Genomic DNA, 18358 nt, shown 5'->3' with positions numbered 1-18358 from the left:
GCCTTCATATATATAAGTAAGAATGCTTATGTTTTGGTAACCATATTTTCAGATAAATTAACCTACGGCCTTTGGGCCGCGCTCCCCGGTCCTTATCCTTACGCACTCCCGCAGGTCCAGTATAAATATCTTTCCATCGCCGATCTTGCCGTTTCTCGCGCCTTTAATAATAGCGTCAACGGTCGGCTCAACAAAATCTTCATTTACGGCTATCTCAAGCCGCACCTTCTTAAGCAGGTTTACCTCGTGTATAACGCCTCTGTATGTCTCGGTATAGCCCTTCTGCTGGCCGCAGCCCAGGGCGTTGGTAACGGTCATCTTATGGACATCGGCATCAAATAAGGCCTTCTTTACGTCGGGTAATTTATGCGGCTGTATCATCGCGATCACAAGTTTCATCTTTTACCTCCCCATTATTGCGTGGTAAATATCTGGAATCCGGAATATGACTCCATACCGTGCTCTCCTATGTCCAGCCCCTTCAGTTCCTCTTCGCGTGTAACCCGCAGGCCCACAAACATATCTATAAGTTTAAATACGCACCCCATGGTCAAAAGCACAAACGCAACGGCTGAAGCCGCGCCTAAGGCCTGAATACCTAACTGCCTCAAGCCGCCGCCGTAAAGCAGGCCGTTGTTGGCAAGGCCCAGCGCCTTCTGTCCGAAGATGCCGATGGACAACGTTCCCCAGATGCCGTTAAGGGCATGGACCGGGACCGCGCCTACAGGGTCGTCTATCCTGGCCTTATCCAGCAGCACTACACCCAGAACTACAATAACTCCCGCCACAGCCCCTATCGCGATGGCGGCCCAGGGCTCAACGAACGCGCAAGGCGCGGTGATGGCCACAAGGCCTGCCAGGGCTCCGTTCATGGCCATGGAAAGGTCGGGCTTCCCGAACATCCGCCAGACCGTGAACATAGCGCAGATGCCTCCTGTCGCAGCGGCTAAATTAGTATTAATCGCCACTCTGGCTATCAGGCTGCCGTCCCCCACGCTTAAGGTTGAGCCGGGATTAAATCCGAACCAGCCAAACCAGAGGATAAAAACGCCCAGCGACGCAAGCGGTATGGAATGGCCGGCAATCGCGTTTGCCGTGCCGTCCGGGTTATATTTTCCTATTCTCGGGCCCAGCATAAGCGTTCCTATGAGCGCGGCAAACCCGCCTACCGCGTGCACTACGGTTGAGCCGGCGAAATCGCTGAAACCTAATTTTGAAAGCCAGCCGCCTCCCCAGATCCAATGGCCGACTATGGGATAAATAAACGCGGAGATAAGAAAGGAGTATATGAGATAGGCGGGAAACTTCATCCTCTCCGCCATGCCTCCGGCGACTATGGTTGCCGCCGCCCCGCAGAACGCGGCCTGAAACAGCCAGAACGCGTAAAGAGGTATGGGGGCGCCCGACTGCGCTCCGGAAAGAAACCAGCCGCTTAAACCCATAAAGCCGTTTCCGGCGCCGAACATGATCGCGTACCCGAAAATAAAGAAGCCCAGCGATGCCATACAGAAATCCAGGAAATTCTTGGTGAGGATATTACAGGTGTTCTTGGCTCGGATAAACCCCGCCTCAACCATGCCGAATCCCGCCTGCATAAAGAACACGAGGAACGCGGTAATTAAAACCCACAGCGTATCAAGACCTACGGCAGACATACCTACCTCCCTTTTATTGGCTAAAACGCATAACTAATCTGAACGCCGCCCCAGAGCTCGTCATCCCTGTTGATGCTGTCCTCATGGCTCAATGTGTAATGAACGTTGGGGGTCACGCTGAACCCCTTGAAAGCATAGGAAGTTGCCGCCGATAACTCCGTCGCGTAAAGTGAATCCGACTTTAAATCCGCCACGCCGTCATTGCCCCAATTAACCAGCCCCAGCTCCAGCGTCTGCTCTTCCTGGAAGAAGGATAACCGCGGCAGCGGAAGGGCCGTGCCAAAACCCCAGGAATAATACCATCCCTCATCCGGCCCGCCTGAGGCAACCTGAAAATCATAACCGGCAAATACTGACAGCCAGACATCAAGCGGAAGTAACGGCAGCTTATTCAGCGTCGCGGACAGCCATGGCTCCTGCACATCGGCGGTCTTAGCGGTATTCGGGTAATCGAAATATGTATACCCTGAAGATAGATTAAGCAATTTTCCGATATCCCTTGAAAAGGTTATGGTATAGTCCATCTCTTCCGCGTCCTCATGGCCCCCGCTCAAAGGAAAAGAGCCCCAGATATTAACGGAGACATCCGTGCCGTGGAAAAGGCCTGGAAGGGCGATATCAATGCTCGGCTGATGCGCCGCGTCGTTGTCGGCGTAAAGATCCTGGCCCCGCCAGATATAGCTGGACACGTAGCTCTCCGAAAGCGTAACCGCCACCTCCTGGCTTCCCGCGTTGAACGCGAATGAAGCCGACGAGAACCAGGCAAGCGCGGCGGTAAAAACTACCAGCAACACCACAGTCATTCTTCCCATATTCCCTCCTTAAACAAAAACGCCCAGCTCTTATGCCTTACTCAGCATCAAACTGGACGTCACTGCCCAAAAACGTATCTACCTTGATAATCTATTGCCTGCTTCTATCTGTATAAGTAAGGAACCGGGCTGCCTGGTAACTCATTTATTTTCTTCTCTCCGCCATTTGCTTATTATGCTCTTCCTGGCCCTTACCACCATCACGTGCGATATGCCCAGCGCCCTGCCTGCCTCCCTGACTGTGCAGCCCTTGATCAAAAGCGAGAAGACCTGTTTTTCCCTGTCGCTAAAGCCGTTGTTCCTTATGTCGTCAATAGTTATAGCCCTGTCTATGTGCTCTTCGCCCCGCGCCTTATTGTCGGGAAGCAAATCGCCTAATGTGTCGCCTCCTTCGTTGATCGGCTCATCCAGATTCAGGACCTTAAAACGCCCCCTCTTCTTCCTAAGATAGTTCAGGATATGGAATTCACAGCTTTTAACTATATAGGACTCGTTTACGCCTTCGGGCATGCCTTCCCTGAAATTATTCCAGAGATGAAGGCAGGCCTCCTGATAAAGGTCATCCTCTCCCAACAACGCGCGGTGCGCGCTGCGAGCCCTTGCCAGCCGCCTTAGCTTAGGCGATATTCTTTCGTATAGTTCCTTGAAGTTCATAAAAATAAAACACCCTTTCTAAGCGTAACATCGCTTAAAAAGGGCGCCCTCGCCTCAATAAACAAAAAACCCCAAATCGCTTTGGGGCTTCTTTGCCTGTTTAACTGCTCTGTCTAATAAAGTATACCCTGTTAATATGTATCTGTCAAGTTTTTTGTTGTCTTATGTTACTGCCTCTGCACCACCGCGGTTACTACCTGGCTTATGCCGCTTGCCTTACCTTCCTTAATGCCCTCACCCGCGCTTACTATCTTATACATATCCGATTTTACGGTTATCAAATTACTTATCAGTCTAAAACTCTCTAATTTTTCTTCATCGCTTACACCTAAAGTATCGGATATAAGCAATTCGCCCGTACCTAATTTCCTCGCGTCTTCTTCCCCGAACGGCCTGTTGATCAAAATATTGTCTATCGCTGAAGAAGACAGGGACAGCGCCCCCAGGACCTCAACCGGCGCTGTATTTATATTTATCCTGCCGCCGACCTCATACAGGGGCTCGATAATAAGGTAATTAAACCCTATCAACTCCGATGAGTTGTCCGTTATCTCCATCTCCAGAGAAGTAGCCGCGGGCACCGCGATCTTGCCGTAATATGCCTGGCCGTTCTCTATCAATAACGAAGAGGAAGATATGAATTCGCCTTCCTCGCCGATCTTGATGCCCACCTTTATAAAATTAGGGTGGCCCTGTTCTTCGCCCATCACCCTCAGATCAAATGTCCCCGCGGGGACCTTATCCCATCGCCAGAGCCCTCTTGAACCTGTTTGATTGGGAATAAACATACCCGACTTAAGCCGCCAATCGCCTTCAACAAAATTGCCCGCAAGCGCCAGATCCAAAGAATTCACGGAAAACTTATCCGCTATTTTTGCCAGATCATAAACCGCCCTTTTCTGCCATCTGGAGCCGGAAGACAGATTAACAAAATCGGCTATATTATAGATGTAACGATTGAATACGCCCACTTCGTCTATGCTGTGTTTGTACGGCTTTCCCGTAGACGGGTCGGTATCATACATATCGCTGTTGTCGTTCTCCGCGCCCGGTGTGCCGCCTTTTTTATCCAGGCAGTTAAACCAGCCGTCAAATTTTCCGTCCGCGTCGCTGTCGTAGTCGGCGGTAGGGTCTGAACGCTCAAGGGCTACAAAGTTGCCCGCGGAAACATATTCAACCGAATCAACCGCCGATCCCTCCGGCGTCTTAAGCATTATGCTGCCGCCCCCGTCGGGAATAAGGTCGTAGCCGGCATTGACCGTCTTATCAAACTCAAGGCCTGCCGCCTCGGAGCCCCAGACGGACTTAAAGCTCAGGCCGTTATTCTTCAGGCCTTCCGGGCTTGTATCTTTGGCGTCAACAGCCAGGACCAGATATTCGTAAGAGCCGATGGCGGTATTAGAAGGTATCTCCGCGGGATACCCCACGGCAAGCTGCCCCTTGTTATCATACACCTCGACCACAAAATTACTCAGATCGATCTCCTTGCCGGATAGATTAAGCAGCTCTATGTATTCGGCGTCCGGCTGTTGAGTAAGCATGATGCCCTTGAAATAGGCGGTCTGATTCGTAGAATTATTCTGTATATATACGTTTAATTCTCCGTCTCCTCCCACATAGACGGGCTCAGGAAGATAGTCGCCGGAAATAACGCCGGAGGCATTTTCCCCGCCGCAAGAAACGTCTCCCACAAGCGAACTCGCCAGGCCCAAAAGCCGCAGATAATAATAACCCTGCCTTATCTCTTCAAATACCCATTTGCCTTCCCCTGCTTTGCCGCCCTCGTGTACGGCATTCTTGAAATAATCTCCCTCAAATATCCAATCGCCTCCCGGAGCGTCATTCGCGGAAACAGACGCCTCAACGGAAAGATTGGGCATGATCTCATTAATGACTATCGCCTCGCGGCCAGCGATCTTGGCGCGGCTGAGCCCCTGTTTTGACTGCGTGAGAGAAAGCTCAGCGGTGGAAAGATAAGAGATCTTTTCCTTATGGGGCCTTATTGTTAACTCAAAAGAGCCTCCGGATACCGTTACCTTCTTTATCAATACCGCCATATGGCGCAGGTCAGCGTCAACCTTACCGTCGGGATAAACCACATCGCCGATATACACAGAGGAGGGGTTGCCGTACAAAGAGCAGTAATATTCACCGTCTGCCAAAGGCAGGTTCTGCCAGCGGAACACCCCTTCCGCCGAACCGGCCTGGGCCATGTAAGAACCCCCCGCGCTTACCCATCCGCCCGGATTGACCAGGCCCGAAGGCTGTATCTTAAAATAATATTTATCAATATAGGCCTGGGAAAGGTCGGGATCGAACGCGTCCACAAAATCGGCCGCGCTTTTATAGGCATTAGTGACCCCCGCGCTTAAGAACGCCTCAAGCACATCCTGCGCCCTCGCGCCTCTTAAGGAAAGGCGGCGCGAACCGTTCAAGCCGACCTCATAATCCCTGGAGTAAGATGTGACGTAGCGCAATGCCTTATCTAAATCCAATGCCAAAGGATCGAGCTCGATGCGGGAAACCCCCTCAGGTATGCCCCAGACCCTGTCGTCCCCATATACGTAAAAGGGATCGCACTCCTGCATTTCATCCACGCCTTCGCCTTTTTCATCAACAACCCCGTCGCTGTCGTCGTCCCAGCCGTTATTTTCAAACAGATAATTATTGCCATTGTCATCTACGCCCGCGTCTCCGGGAAGGCCGTTTGGGCCCAGCCGGTAGGAGATTATCTCCCCCGCCAGCTGCGCGGGCAGCCCTATAGCCGAAAGTAAACCGCTCAGGTTGACCTCATACAGATTGACCCCGTTTCCGGCCGCGACCCCGGTACCCGCGGTATTTATATTGACCTTGCCCGCCTCGTCGGAAACCAACACGGCGACCCTCGCGAATTCGCCGTTATTCGCGTCCCGCAAGGTAAGCCAGCGGCTTTCGTTTATCCCGTCCTTATCTACATCATGATCCTCACCCTTAAAAAAGGTGAACTGCTTATCGTTGAACCCGTCAACGGCGTTCTGCTTCTTATCCTGCCTGAGGATATTCCTGGCATACACAACCCCCGCCTCTGCCGCGTATTGAGAACGCACGCTCTCAACAAACCTTACTGCCGCGGCGCGCTCTCTCTGCGTAAAATAAAACATTGTCACGCCCACTATAAATAAGATAGTCAGTATGCCCAGCACCAGAAATATCGCCTGCCCTTTGTTATTCATTCCCTTATTCCTGCGCGTCCAGATAAGTGACAAATCTTTCTTCAAGGGCGCTCCCTCCGAATTCATAATCTATCTTTAACTCTACGACGGTAACCTTTATGCCCTCCTCCAGGTCCAACGGCGCCCTGGCCATCTGCCAGGTAAAGTTCTCCGCCTCCCCCGATAATTCAGTCGTATCCGGGAATGTCTTGATATGCTCAAGCTGCTTCTGCGCGAACAGGGCGATATCGTTAACTCTACGCGCGTACCTTAACGCGGTTAAACCTACGGGGAAAAAATTAAACAGAGACACAAGCCCCAGGGCAAGGATGCTCAGGGAGATTATTATCTCTATTAAGGTAAACCCGAAAATAGCCTTATGCCTGCTTATCATAAACAAACCTTATAATAGAAATGGCGCGTTGAATAAGTATACAATAAAATATTTACTTATTAAAATACTCTTTTAACAGCACGAATGCTATATTTTCGGCCAGAAGCCTGTTGCCTTCGGGCGTGCAGTGGCCGAAGTCACCGGCAAAACTATCCCCAAAATAAACGCCATAGCCGTCCCTGCCTACCGCGTCCTTAAATATCTTCTCATTGTCTACAAATATAATGCCGTCCTGATATTCAAATATTCTTTTCAGCGGCTCTATGCTGCGCATAGGATACTGCACGCATACCAGCTTAATGCCCCTTCTGTCTACAATGCTCTTAAGCTCCTGGTAATTGCGGTAAGTCATAGAATTATAATACTCATCCCTCAATTGATGCGCTGCCTTGTAATATCTTGCCGCCAGATCATCTTTCCCCGTCTGGCTGTATAAGACAGCCAGCCAGATATGCCCCTGTTCATTATCCGGGTCCAGCGCGACCGCCTTCTTAAACATGCTTTCGGCCTTGATATAGTTATTATGGTACTTATACAGCATACCGGAACTTATATAGGTATCATAATTCAGGGTATCCAATTCGATTGCCTTCTTTAGCAGCTCATCCGCCGTGTTATCCTTATAGCACCAGGCCAGTTCAATATAAGCATCCGGGCAATCCGGTTCTAATCCAATCGCCCTGTTCAATATATTCTTGGCCTCTTCAAGATTACCTTGATCCCTGTAAAATACGCCTAATCCTATATATATGGAGTAATTTCCGGGGTCGATTTCTATTGCCTTTGTGAACATCCTCTCCGCGTCGGAAAACTTGCCCTGTTTATTATAACATATCTCTAATTCCATATATAAACCCGGATCCGCGGGATCCAGTTCAAGCGCCTTCTCAAACATGTCTTCCGCCCCGGCATAATCGTCCTTTTTTATATATAATCTTCCCGCCTCCACATATCTATTATAATCGGACATAGAGCCGGGGCTTTCGGCATAACACTCTTTCGGGCTGAGAAACGCCCTGGGCCCGGCCGCGCCCTTCACCATGGCCATGATATGCATCCAGGCGATCCTGGCTAATTTATACGTCCTGAAATACCTCAAGAATAATCTCCCTGATCCAGGCGTTTCTTTATAGCGCATATGCTGCCCGCCATCGTTTATGCCCATCATCGCGATGATCATATCCGGCTTGTATCTGTCAAGTTTTTCCTCCAGATCGCTTAGTATATCCGCGGTATTGTCCCCTCCCAATCCCTTATTTACCACGCTGAACCTTATGCCTGTTGCCTGCCGGTTCAATATTCTCTCGAGTTGATAGGGATAGGCGTTGCTGCCTCCCAACACAGTGGTTGACTCTCCTAAACACATGATACGGTATGCGCCTTTTTGCCTCAAAGTAACCCTGTTTCTGTATTCCTGAAAAGATGACAAAATACAACTGCCAAGCCGTAAGCTCAGTTCAAGCAATAGAATAAAAAGAGCAAGCCCAAACATCACCAACATTATTTTCTGCCGAAGCGTTATCTTTGAGGGGGGAGTTCTCTGCATATCCTCTGACAAGAACCGTGCTTATGAAGGAGGGAGCGCGCTATTTTACCAGCTCTCCCATGGTAAATATGGGGAAGAATAAAGATATCACGATAAATCCGATGATCACGCCCATCACCACTATCAAGAGAGGTTCAAGAAGCGATATAAAACCGGTCAACGCTGTAGAGACCTCGTCTTCATAGTCCTCGGCTATTTCCAGAAGCAAGCCGGAAACCTTGCCGCTCTCCTCTCCGATACCCACCATCTTTACTACGGTAAGGGGAAAAACCCCCGTTTCTTCCATGGCATCGGAAAGATTAGTGCCCCCTTCCACCTTTTCATAAATATAAGCCAGGGCATCTTCCACCAAAGGAGATATAGTGGTTTCCCTCAACACCTCCAGCCCCTTTAAAATAGTTACTCCTGATGAAAGCAGGGTGCCGAGGGTGCGGCAAAATCTTCCGATGGTGACCATCTTCAATATATCGCCTAATACAGGGAATTTCCACTTCCAGGCATTTAGAATCCTGCTTAGGGCGGGTTTTCTGGACATAAAGAAAATAAAAAAGCCGAAAAGAACAAGCCCCAGAAGGAATAAGTATCCCCATTCAACAATAAAATTACTCATCCCTATAAGAAGCTTGGTTGCCGGAGGCAGGTCTCCGCCCAGATCCGCGAAGATCTTTGTCAAGGTAGGTATGACGAAAACCATTATGATCGCCAGGATGCTTACGGACATAAACAAAACGAAGATCGGGTACATCATCGCGGAACGCACGCTGTTTAAAAGTTTCCTGTTCTGCACGAGATAATCGGAGAGTTCTTTCAATACCGCGGCCAAGTTGCCGCTGACCTCCGCGGCCTTTATCATATTTATGTAGAAATTAGAGAAATACCTGCGGTGCAGCGACAGCGCCTCTGACAGGCTTTTGCCCTCTTCCACGTCAATAAGGACCTGCTCAACCGCATTCCTGAAGCGCCTGTCCTGGACCTGGGGGGCGATTATCTGCAGGGCGCGCAGGAGCGGAATGCCTGCCTTGACAAGGGTGGATAACTGGCGGGTAAAACTGATGATCAGTTTAGACATCGGATTTATAATAACACAGAGAAATACCCTAAGTCAATAAGTTACTATTCCTCCGGCCACTACATCGTGTTCTTTTTCCAAGATGAATCTTCCTAATCGGCTGACTCTGCGAAAATCATCAATAACTACGGGCTGCTCTGTCTTTATGCTGACCTCTCCCGCCAATGCGTATTCCAGGCACTTCGCGTCATTTCCTGATGACCTCAACGAAGAGGGATCAATCCTTCTTTCTATCTTTTCAACCCGGCATAAAACCTCCTGAGTAACGCACTTAAAGACCAGTTCTTCATCAACTTTAAGAGGCCCGTTGGACATACAAAATATGACAGCCTTAAAACGCCGGGTAATCGCGGGGGCATCTTTTTCCCCGCAAATAACCTCGCCGCGGCTGATAATTACCGGTTCTTTAAGAATAAAACCAACGCATTCGCCTATGCCCGCCCTGCGTATTCTCTTCTTAAATTTATGAATTGATTCCACAGTTACCATCTTATTGCAAGGAAGAACCAATACCGATTGCTTCTCATTGAGTTCTCCGGATTCCACCCTGCCGACATAGAGCTTTTTATCTCCCATGCTATACATATCCTGTACCGGAAGGCGTAGGATCCCGCTGCCGGTAAACGCGTCTAAACCTGCCCCATCTAACACCTCCAGCAAAGAACGGCCTCTGTGCCAAAGCATTCGCCTTGAATCACTGATAATATTATCTCCTTCCCTGGCAGATATGGGGATGATATCCAGGGCAGCAATACCGATCAAGGACAGTAATTCCTCCGTCTTCCTCTTAACCGCCAGAAACTCGGACCGGCTATAATCAACCATATCCATTTTGTTCACGGCAACGATCAGATTCCTTATGCCTAACATTTTCAGTAAATAGGCATGCCTCCTGGTTTGCTCTTCTACCCCTTCCTTTACGCTCACCACTAAGATCGCGACGTCCGCATGCGTTGTGCCTGTGATCATATTTTTTATAAACTCAACGTGCCCGGGCGCGTCAATTATGGCGTAATGCCTCTTGCCGGCGGAAAAGAAAACCTGTGTAGTATCTATAGTCCTGGCCCCTTCCCTTTCTTCCCTAAGATGATCCGTCAGGAAGGCGAGTTCAAACTCTTTGCCTAATTCCTTTGAGGTCTTTTCTATTTCCTCGATCCTATCTTTAGACAACGAGCCGGTATCAAACAGCAGCCTGCCTATTAACGTAGATTTGCCGTGGTCCACATGGCCGACTATAACTAATTTAAGCGTGTCATCATTCATCTCAACGTAAGGTTCGTACAATAGTCGCCGCGCCAAGTATTATGGTAAACAAGGCGATGGCTATTTTTAATCTCTCCCCTGTTATCTTTTTTACGCTTATTACTGAAAAAGGCACGGACAACACAGCGCCGGTAATAATATAGGGGGCCAATTTCCAATCAATGGGATTTTTGGCAACGAATAGATAGGTGATTACCCCCACCGCACAGGTCAAACCTTCGGCCAAAGAGGTAATGCCTACGGCGCTCTTACCATCAACCCCGGATAAAATCTGGCCGCTGGTTACCAACGGCCCATATCCGCCTCCGCTCATCCCTTTATTAAAAGAAGCAATTATGCCCAAAAAGGTAATCTTTCTCCAGGAAAAGGGGAAACTTCTATTAAAGCAGACAATGATAATTATCCCCATTGAAAACACCAGACATCCGATATAGAGGTTAAGCCAGAATTTAGGAATGTTAACCGCGACAAAGACCGCGGCAACAGTCCCTATTACGCTGCAGACGGCCAGCAACAGACCGATCTTCAGATGTTTGGAAACACCCCTTATGAAACTTTCTCTAAACCCCAGGGAACTTACTTTCCGAAAGATCAAAGCAAGATTATTCGTCTTTAATTTGAATTCTACATTGCCCTGCTTATGATGCAGGAGCCCCGCCGATATTCCGGTGATCAATTCGGATAACAATATCGTAGGCACGATCTGTAAAGGGCTGAACCCCAAGAGTAAAAGGATGGGGGTAAGCGCCGTACCGTATCCCATGCCCAATGTTGAATCCACATACTCACATATAAATGCGGTCATAATCATTATTACAATAAAGATTAATGTCAATTCCATCGGCTTTCTACATATACCCTAACGACCTTAACTTCTGCATCGCATAGGCATTCTCTTTATCCTGCGCCCTTCCTGAGCGTTCGGCGATCCGGGTCGTCTTAAGTTCATCTATGATCTTATCTATGGTATCTGCTTTTGAATCAACGGGCCGGCAGCAAGGAACGCAGCCGATGCTGCGATAACGCTTGCCGCCCCTGGCAAAATAGAGCCCTGTTACAGGGATCTTTTCTCTCTTTATATATTGCCAGATATTCAGTTCTGTCCAATGGAGCAACGGGTGGACCCTGAAATGTCCTTCTTTTTCTAAGCTGGATTTATAATGCTCCCAGAGCTCAGCAGGCTGGTTTTGATAATCCCATCGGAATTTGTCGTCGCGCGGAGAAAAATACCGCTCTTTGGCCCTGATGCCGTGCTCATCCCGTCTTATGCCTAAGAGCAGGGCCTTGAGATCATGCCCGGCTATTGTCTGTTTTAAGGCCTCGGTTTTAAGCAGATCACAGCACTCTAACCTGCCTTTCTCGGGCGAAGAACCCTTTTCTATGGCCTTTTCATTCCTGCCGACAATAAGGTCCAATCCCCATTTCTCAGCATAAATATCCCTGAATTTATACATCTGGGGGAACTTGTATCCGGTATCTATGTGGATTATGGGAAAAGGGATCTTACCGAAAAACGCCTTGCGGCAAAGCCATAGAAGCGTAGTGGAATCCTTGCCTATAGACCACAGGGCGGCGATATTTGCAAATTTGTAATGGGCTTCCCGGATTATAAAAATACTTGTATTTTCTAACTCATCAAGATAATGCATGGTCTCTAAAATAAGGGCCGGCCGTCAAGATCATCCGGGGGTTCAATGCCATAAAATCTTAGAATCGTAGGGACTATATCAACTATGTTGGGATCATTACGCTCTATTTTCCTGTTGACCAATAATATGCCCGGCACCAGAGCGGGATCAACCAGGTGGTCTCCTCCCCAGTTTTTCATATTGTCTTCAATAAGCGCCTCGGGCGCGGCGCCCAGGGCTGTCTGCCATGACGCCCTGAATCCGTGATCAAATCCTATAAATAGGTCCGGCGCCTTATCTGTATTGGGACCCTGGAATATTTCTTTCCCGATATAGACATTATTAACCACCTTCTGGCCCGTCCTGGGGTCTTTTAAACCAAGCAGTTTCTTCTTTATGGCGCCTTTTACATCCTCGCTATCATTACCCGGATATACAATGCCCTCCCTCTCGCGATTGATCCGGTTTATGTAAATGCCGCCAAATCCCAGGCTATAGGCCCGGGTCCTTGCCCAGTCCACATTAGCAAAAAACTCCTCGCCTGCCTTTTCGCCGCCTTTAAGACGCATAAAGCCATTTTCTATCAACCACCTGTTTATATGCACTGCCCTGCGGAAAGCCGTGAACCCATGGTCAGAAAGCACAATCACCAACGTATTGTTATCCACGCAGCCATCCAACACCTCTCCCAGGATCCCGTCCAGGCGCTGGTAATGCGTCTCGATCACATCGCCGTAAGGTCCGGGCAGGCCTCTGCCGGAATCAGGGTGTCCGGGGCCGCTGAAACGCCAGAACATATGCTGAAGGGAATCGGACGTGCCGAAATAAAAGAAAAATATGCCCCTGCTGAATTTCTTCAACTCATTTCTAAATATCGCCTCTCTTTCAGAAAAGATACTGTCTGACTGCTGAAGATATGTCCCGTAGGCGATCCTGTTTTCATTCAACGCCCAGGTATCATGAGGCATGCCTAAGGTAGAATACATCCCTGTCTCTTCGGCGATCTTGGCCGCGTAATCCTCAGGATAGGAGACGGCAAAAGCCGGATGCCTGGGGTCGATATTTATCGCGCTTACATAAAGTTCAAAAACAGGGCCTATCCGCTTCAGGTAAAATTTGCATGTACCGCTTACTTTTTTTATCGCGCCGATCTTAAACCTGATCCTTGTCCACGCGGACCATTCGGATTCACGCAATTCAAATCTCTTATTATCCAACTCAATAGAGGCCATCCCCTTTTCGGGATGCAAAACGATCTTCATAGGAATAGCGAAATCCTTCTTTTTGCTTCCCGAGGAATCCCTGGGCCCCAATAAAGAAGTATTTATCCTGTTGCCTTCGGCCTTTACATAATAAACCTGGCCGCCGGTATCCTTTTTACCGGAGGGCTGCGCGGTTGTATAAAAGGAAAAGGTGCCCATCGTCCCCCGCAAATCCGTAACCCCCATTCCGGAAAGCATCTTTCCGTAGATCTTATCCGGCGGAAAGGTATTAGGGCAGAATAATATAGTGCTGGGTATTCTATGTCTTGAGGCAATATCCCAGAACGCATCGCCCTGCTGGTACCTGGCGATGCCTCTTCCCGCGCGCGTATTGGTCAGGCTCAAATATGGCAGATAATTCTCAAACCGCGGCATGATAAAATCGTATATTCCGTGTTTGCCGGGATTTGTCCCCGTATAAAAGCTGGTCCAGGCGACCGCTGATTCAGAGGGAATAGATGTATGCAGCTTGCTATAAGCGCCTATATCTTTCAGGCGGGAAAAATTCGGCAATCTCCCCTCCCTCATCAATTTCTCTACGATACCCGGCTCCAGACCATCCATTCCTAAAATGATTACTTTCTTTGAATCCTGCATAAATAGCCCTTTAAACATATCTGACCTCACAATCATTATGATCAATGCTATGATAACAACTAAGATTAACTGCGGAATGCGCCTTCTGAATAACCTGAAAAGACACTTAAGGCCGAACAAAAGAAATCCGATGACCCCGGCCAGCAAGCCCGATATTAACGGGCCCGAGCCCGAGAAAGGCAGCCCCGAACCCGGGTCGATATAATACAATATCGGTTTCATGACGATCATGGTATATTAGCCGTCATTTTAAAACGCCGTCATTTACCTGAGGGCGTTATAAAATTCAACCGGGAGATAATACCGGCACGCCAGAACTACCAATGTGTAACTTAACGCGAATACGGCATAACCTGTTACTATGGCAGCGTAGCGCCTGATATTAAACGGCATATTACCGTTATAGAGGATCAAGAATAACACCGGCGCGAAAGGAATGAAATACCTGCCCTGCACCCCTTCAATAATATCGCCCCATAAAGGCGTATAAGACAGATACTGAGATGTAAACACGAAAATAAACCCCGCCAATGCTGTTATAAGCGCCACAACTCTCTGCCTGTAATGGATCGTTATCCCGGAGGGGCGCTCAAGAACAGGGACGAGGATCAAGACAGCGTAATACGAGATAACCAGAAATAACGGCAAGGGAGTATCCAGCCAGCCAAGCCTGCCTATGAACGAATCGGCGTAAAAAAACCCGTTCGCATACAGCGTCCCGATCAAAACCGCGAGGTACTTAAGGGGGTCGAATACAACGAGAGAAATGTGCGGCAACGCTTCCACTCCCGCCCTGATACTCACAAACAGCTCCCTGATCGTAAAGCACCATATGCCCTGAACAACTATGCCGGTAAACAACAATGAGAAAAATACCTTAAGGTAACTTCTCAGGCAACAAAACTTCTCCCGCGGGATCAAAAGAAACAATAATGCAAGAAACAGGTACGGCTTGCTTAGGGCGGCCAGGCCAGAGTATAAAAATAATACGGCCAATTCTCTCCTGCTTATAACGGATACGCCCTTATCAAACGCGCATCGCAGGAATACCGCGATCAAAAGAAATGACAGGGCGTTTGTCATCGCGTCAGCGCTCAGGGAAGAGGCCAGAAACAACGACATGGGCATAAGGGCTAACAGCAAAACGCCCCATTTAAGTAACGGGATGTTTTTGATGGCGCGGCGCATGACCAATATCCAGAATAACAGGTTAAATATACGGCCCAGATACATCAGTATTAACACGGGGAGATCGAATAGCCTGCCCAGCATAATGCCCAGGGCCTGCGGGATATAGGCAACCGGGGAGAGCCGCGCCATAGCCCTTAAATTAATAAATACCCTGTCTTCACTGTCAAGCGGACGGCCGGCAGCAGAAATAATATCCCCTATTTTCTGTTTATGCTTATGGAAAAAAGACACGCCGGAAAAGACCTTGACCGTGTCTTCGAGGCTGCGCGGCAGATGGCCCCCGGCCGTGCCCGAGCGCAATGAAGCTTTTATATTGCCTTCGGAAACATGAAAGGCGCGGTAAAAATGAAGGTCCTCATCAGGGGCCTGAAAAGGAGGGGTTATAAATACAAACAGGATTCCCCACATTAACCCTATAATAGCAAATATGTTCTCCGGCTTATGAAAAAACCCTGGTAAATAAACAGCCCTATCGCGGCATTCCACTGAAATATTCCCTTTCTATGGTATCGGCTATATTCCCGGCTAACAGGCGGTTGCCTTTATCGGTGCAATGGCCGAAGTCGCCGCCGAAATTATCTACAAAATATTCCCCATATCCGCCTGCCGCTACAGCGTCTTTAAATATTTTCTCATTATCTGCGAAAATAACCCCCTCGGTAACCTCAAACATCGCCTTTAACGGCTCTGCGCTGCGCATTGGATATTGCACGCATACCAGCTGCAATCCCCTGCTTTTAACGATATCTTTCAGGAGCCGATAATTCTGCGCCATTATATGATCATACTGTTTCATCGACATCTCCGCGGCCATATTAAAATACCTTCTTGCCATATTATGTCTTCCTTCCTTCTCAAAAGATAACGCGATCAGGCGGTAGAGGAAGTCTTTTCGCTGATACGACTCGATACCACTCTCATATAAAGCCCTCTCTTCGGCAAACCTGCCCTGCTTGCCATAACTGCGCCCCAGCTCAACATAAGCCCAGGCGGCCCTGTGATTACGGGCTATCAATCTCTTAAACGCGTATTCCCGTTCCTTGAATAACCCCGGGCCCTCAGAGCATATCGCAAGCGCCTCCAGCGCAAACACATTATCCGGATCGCTGTTCAGCGCGCCTTTTAATATCCCTATCGCCTTATCGCATTGCTGCAGCTCATTAAGGGCCATGCCCAGGAATAAATAAGCGTATGTTTCACGAGGATTAATATCTATGGCCTTTTCCAATACCGGTATCCCCTTATCCCACATCTTTCTCTCCAGATAACAACGCCCCAGCTCTACATACGCATAATCATTACGCGGGTCGATTTCAATGGCTCGTTGCAGGACGCGTTCGGCCTCTTCGTATTTTTCCTGTTCACGATAATGCATGCCTAACGTCTGATATATGCGGCTATTATCCGGATCGGCCTCGATGGCCTTGCGGTACATGGCGATCGCTTCGCCATATTGCCCTTGCGCCTCATAGGAACCGGCCAATTTCAGGTAATCATGTTCGGGGACCGGGGCAGTGGCCGCCTCTTTTACGTCATGCCTTATCTGGATCTTCCCGGCAATATTCACCGCTAATATTCTGAATAGCTTATATATCCTGAAATTTTTAAGAAATATCTCCGTCCTCACAGCCAGGGTGCCCCTGTATACTATATTGGTCCAAACGTCATTAGCCCCCATCATGGTGATCACCATATCGGGTTTATACCGGTCAATATTCTCTTCCAGCATAGATACTATGAAACCGGTGTTGGTCCCCGGGACGCCCTTATCTATCACCGTAAATTTCAGCCCTGTTTTCTTCTCATTAAGCATCTCTTCCAGGAAAAGCGGCCACTGCCCCGCGGTGGTGGACTCGCCCAGGCATAAAATGCGGTATGCGCCACTGCGCTGTAATGCCATTGTGTTGCGCCTGTTTTGTCTATAACTTAGGACCTTGCCTGTTATGCGCATACCCAGCTCAAGGGCGGCTAAGGCCAGCATTATGCCGGCTAAAACATACACTATCTTCTGTCTGAATACAAACCGGTCCATAATAGCGGTCAGTCCCTATCCCGCGACCCCCATTGATCTCAATCTCAGATAAACCTCATCGGCATAAAGCGCATGGGCATACGGCGTCAGATGGCAGTTATCTATATAATAACTTCCCTTGATGTCCTCTTCTTTGTATGGAAAAAGGTGCATTGTATCCATAAAGGCGATGCTGTTTTCCCGGCATATCCCGCTGATCTTATCGCGGACAACCGTGTTTTCCGTATGACTGAAAAATACTACCAGGCAAGGCAGCCTGTGCTTTCTGAGTACTGAACTTATCTTCTTAAAGCCCGAACCGATAACATCAACGTCGTTGTAATATTCGCTGATATATCTTATATGTCTGCCGGGGCTGGGATATCTCAGGATACCTGATCTATTTAAACCAGAATCCTTCAGCAGGGCAAGCCTGTACCTGATAAACTTTCCGAGGCTGCTGCTGTAGATAGACCTTTGAAAGCCGGATAGCCCGGGGTCGAACAAAACATGCACGCTGTCAAAATAATCCGGAGACGCTTCACTGGAAAATATTTTATTCATCTCCGAACTGTAAATGGCGTTATCATTCTCAAAGGCCGCTATGATGACAAGGTCCGGGTCATATTTTACCGCCTTGGTCCTCAGGACCTCCGCTTCCTGCACGGTTGAATAAGCGGGAACGGAAAAATTTATGACCTCAAATCTGGCGCCGGCGTTATCTTCATTCAATTTCTTTTCCAGCTGCTTAGGCCATGACTCCTCTACTTCAACTCCTATACCATAGGATATGGAATCACCGATTACCGCGATCCTGCGTGTGCCATTGGGCTTCTTAAAACTATACTCAAAATCCCTCAGCCCCTGGCTGTTTGCCTCCCCTATATTAGGGGTGGCCTCAAACATTATCTCGGGGTTATCCGACATCCTTAATCTTACCGTATGGTCCTGCGCCCATTGCACCCTGGAGATCTCTTTATCAAAGAATATACCCACAAAATAATTAATTATAAACAAAACAATAAAAGAAGATGCGGCAGCCAGCGATATATTCTTAAGCAGTTCTTTAATCCTTATAATCATGA

Annotated in this window: 15 protein-coding genes; all 15 read right to left on the bottom strand. The window is 48.6% G+C overall.

Annotation, left to right across the window (positions count from 1 at the left end; genetic code table 11):
* Positions 1–57: 57 nt before the first annotated feature.
* The gene (locus tag PHR44_01970) at positions 58–399 is read right to left on the bottom strand and encodes a P-II family nitrogen regulator (GenBank protein MDD4909438.1); all 342 of its coding nucleotides are present in this window, start codon (positions 397–399) and stop codon (positions 58–60) included.
* A 14-nt stretch (positions 400–413) separates the two neighbouring features.
* Positions 414–1655: an ammonium transporter gene (locus PHR44_01965; GenBank protein MDD4909437.1), complete on the bottom strand. Its 1242-nt coding sequence runs from the start codon at positions 1653–1655 to the stop codon at positions 414–416.
* A 20-nt stretch (positions 1656–1675) separates the two neighbouring features.
* Positions 1676–2467 (bottom strand): hypothetical protein, encoded by a 792-nt coding sequence (locus tag PHR44_01960; GenBank protein ID MDD4909436.1) that lies wholly within the window; start codon positions 2465–2467, stop codon positions 1676–1678.
* A 141-nt stretch (positions 2468–2608) separates the two neighbouring features.
* Positions 2609–3121: a sigma-70 family RNA polymerase sigma factor gene (locus PHR44_01955; protein ID MDD4909435.1), complete on the bottom strand. Its 513-nt coding sequence runs from the start codon at positions 3119–3121 to the stop codon at positions 2609–2611.
* 167 nt (positions 3122–3288) lie between these two features.
* A complete protein-coding gene (locus PHR44_01950) occupies positions 3289–6333 on the bottom strand; it encodes a type II secretion system protein GspK (protein ID MDD4909434.1) in 3045 nt (1014 codons plus the stop codon).
* A 4-nt stretch (positions 6334–6337) separates the two neighbouring features.
* Positions 6338–6706, bottom strand: a complete 369-nt coding sequence (locus tag PHR44_01945) for a prepilin-type N-terminal cleavage/methylation domain-containing protein (GenBank protein ID MDD4909433.1) — start codon at positions 6704–6706, stop codon at positions 6338–6340.
* Between the two features lie 52 nt (positions 6707–6758).
* Positions 6759–8252: a tetratricopeptide repeat protein gene (locus PHR44_01940; protein MDD4909432.1), complete on the bottom strand. Its 1494-nt coding sequence runs from the start codon at positions 8250–8252 to the stop codon at positions 6759–6761.
* A 40-nt stretch (positions 8253–8292) separates the two neighbouring features.
* The gene (locus PHR44_01935) at positions 8293–9321 is read right to left on the bottom strand and encodes a type II secretion system F family protein (GenBank protein MDD4909431.1); all 1029 of its coding nucleotides are present in this window, start codon (positions 9319–9321) and stop codon (positions 8293–8295) included.
* 33 nt (positions 9322–9354) lie between these two features.
* On the bottom strand, positions 9355–10605 hold the full coding sequence (locus PHR44_01930; GenBank protein MDD4909430.1) for a GTP-binding protein: 1251 nt from the start codon (positions 10603–10605) through the stop codon (positions 9355–9357).
* The gene (locus PHR44_01925) at positions 10586–11425 is read right to left on the bottom strand and encodes a sulfite exporter TauE/SafE family protein (protein MDD4909429.1); all 840 of its coding nucleotides are present in this window, start codon (positions 11423–11425) and stop codon (positions 10586–10588) included. The genes PHR44_01930 and PHR44_01925 overlap by 20 nt, the downstream gene beginning before the upstream one ends.
* A gap of 7 nt (positions 11426–11432) precedes the next feature.
* Positions 11433–12233 carry a sulfate adenylyltransferase subunit 2 gene (locus PHR44_01920; GenBank protein MDD4909428.1) on the bottom strand — a complete coding sequence of 267 codons (801 nt, stop codon included), beginning with the start codon at positions 12231–12233 and terminating at the stop codon, positions 11433–11435.
* Between the two features lie 5 nt (positions 12234–12238).
* On the bottom strand, positions 12239–14302 hold the full coding sequence (locus tag PHR44_01915) for an alkaline phosphatase family protein (GenBank protein ID MDD4909427.1): 2064 nt from the start codon (positions 14300–14302) through the stop codon (positions 12239–12241).
* Positions 14303–14335: 33 nt separating this feature from the next.
* Positions 14336–15670 (bottom strand): DUF2142 domain-containing protein, encoded by a 1335-nt coding sequence (locus PHR44_01910; GenBank protein MDD4909426.1) that lies wholly within the window; start codon positions 15668–15670, stop codon positions 14336–14338.
* 61 nt (positions 15671–15731) lie between these two features.
* Entirely contained in the window at positions 15732–17294 is a 1563-nt protein-coding gene (locus PHR44_01905; GenBank protein ID MDD4909425.1) for a tetratricopeptide repeat protein, read from the bottom strand.
* A gap of 15 nt (positions 17295–17309) precedes the next feature.
* Complete coding sequence (locus PHR44_01900) at positions 17310–18356, bottom strand: GDSL-type esterase/lipase family protein (protein MDD4909424.1); 1047 nt, start codon at positions 18354–18356, stop codon at positions 17310–17312.
* Positions 18357–18358 lie beyond the last annotated feature (2 nt).

It is taken from the genome of Candidatus Omnitrophota bacterium (assembly GCA_028707125.1).
Lineage (GTDB): Bacteria > Omnitrophota > Gorgyraeia > Gygaellales > JAQTUX01 > JAQTUX01.
This window is presented reverse-complemented; position numbering and strand designations above follow the sequence as displayed.